Below are 1,701 nucleotides of genomic sequence, written 5' to 3'. Positions count from 1 at the left end.
ATCTTTGCGCCCGTCTGCTCGACGAGCTTGGCGGTGGCAAGCGCGGTGCCGGCCGTGGCCACGAGGTCATCGACGATGACCACGCGGTCGTCAGGCGTGAGCGCGTCCTTGTGGATCTGCAGCTCGTCGGTGCCGTACTCGAGCGCATAGCTCTGGGAGTAGACGTCGCGGGGCAGCTTGCCGGGCTTGCGGGCGGGCACGAAGCCCGCGCCCAGGCGATAGGCCACGGGCGTGCCAATGAGGAAGCCACGGGCCTCGGAGCCCACGATCTTGGTGATGCCCTCGCCCAGGAAGTGCTCGGCCATGGCGTCGACGCAGGCCGAGAAACCCTTGGGGTCGGAGATGAGCGGCGTGATGTCCTTGAAGACGACACCGGGCTCCGGATAGTCGGGAATGTCGACGATCAGGCTCTCGTATCGGAACGGCCTCTCGTTGCTGTCGGTCATGGTGGCCCCCACCTTCCTCTTGTTTGCTTGCCAACCTGACATAATACGTCAGGCGCCTATCGTGCTTGTTCCCCTTGTGCGGGGTGGTTATCCCTGCGCGTTGGGCGAGTCTCCCGTGAGCTCACGCTTGATGAGCGTGCTTCTCACCGAGCCAGTGAGCGCGATCATGCGGTCGAGCGTCATCTCGCGCCTGAGCGTGCGCTCGCTCTCGCTCTCGCCCTGGTGGCGTGACAGCGAGGCCAGGGCCTGCTCGAACATGGGCGTCTCGCGGTTCGCGGCGGCCACGTACTGGCGCAGGTTCTTGGGCTCGATGCCATAGCGGGTGAGCTCGGCGCACGTGCAGATGAGCTTGAGGTCGCTGCCGCGCACGAGGTCGCGGCCGGCTGGGGAGCGCACGAGGCGAATGAGCCCGCAGTCAGCGAGCTTGCGCACGAGCGCGATGTTGACGCCGGCGACCTCGGGCATGCGGTCGATGGGGTGCAGCTCGCGCTCGAGCTCGGGGGTGATGTGCTCCCCCGTCAGCGGCTCGTCCTTCTCGGACGTGCCCTCGTAGCCCTCGCTGCGGCCCGGTTTGCCGTCGAGTTCGTCCTTGATGACGCTCAGCGGCAGAAACTTCGTCTTCTGCAGGTAGAGGATGGTCTCGAGGCGTTGAATGTCACGCGAGGAGTAGAGGCGGTAGCCGCCCGGCGTGCGCGAGGGCGTGAGCAGCCCCTCGTCCTCGAGGTAGCGCACCTTGGACACCGACAGGTCAGGATACTGCTCCTGCAGCTTGCGAACGATCTTGCCTATGGTGAGATAGCCGGCATCGGCCATGTGGAGGCCTACTCGCCCGTGGCGATGCGAGACGGGCGAGTAGTGTGGTAGACCATGCGGAACGTGCCTACCTGGATGGTCGAGCCGTCGACGAGCGGCGACGTCTTGACGATGGCGCCATCGACCCAGGTGCCGTTGAGCGAGCCAAGGTCCTCGATGCGGGCACTGCCGCCGGCGATGTGGAGCACGGCGTGGCGGCGCGAGACCGTCATGTCGTTGAGGAAGACCGAGGACGAGGGGTCGCGGCCAATCGTTATGTCGGGCGTGTCAAGCACGAAGGTCGAGCCGGTCTGCGGGCCCTTGAGGATCGAGAGCGTGGGGTACTCGGGACGCGAGCCGCCCATGAGGTCGGGTACGGTGGCGTCTGCCGAGGGCTTGCAGAAGATCGCGGTTGCGTCCGCTGCGTTCTTGGTGGTGTCGTTCCCTCGGCAGACGCCACCGT

3 protein-coding genes are annotated in these 1,701 nt (G+C 66.2%); all 3 read right to left on the bottom strand.

The genetic code is table 11. From position 1 onward, the window contains the following. A partial coding sequence (locus AC1VTH_RS08145) for an adenine phosphoribosyltransferase (RefSeq protein WP_481335675.1) occupies positions 1 to 446 on the bottom strand: 446 nt, incomplete at its 3' end. An 87-nt stretch (positions 447 to 533) separates the two neighbouring features. Next, positions 534 to 1,259, bottom strand: a complete 726-nt coding sequence (gene ftsR / locus AC1VTH_RS08140; protein WP_481335673.1) for a transcriptional regulator FtsR — start codon at positions 1,257 to 1,259, stop codon at positions 534 to 536. 8 nt (positions 1,260 to 1,267) lie between these two features. Then, positions 1,268 to 1,645 carry an FHA domain-containing protein gene (locus tag AC1VTH_RS08135; protein WP_481335677.1) on the bottom strand — a complete coding sequence of 126 codons (378 nt, stop codon included), beginning with the start codon at positions 1,643 to 1,645 and terminating at the stop codon, positions 1,268 to 1,270. Between the last annotated feature and the right edge of the window lie 56 nt (positions 1,646 to 1,701).

Source organism: Parolsenella sp. (genome assembly GCF_982402205.1).
Note: the sequence above shows the minus strand (reverse complement) of the source record. Positions and strands in the feature narration are given on the sequence as shown.

Excerpts from the sequence above, each read along its gene's own strand:
- ftsR (WP_481335673.1), bottom strand. The coding sequence starts at position 1,259 with ATGGCCGATGCCGGCTATCTCACCATAGGCAAGATCGTTCGCAAGCTG.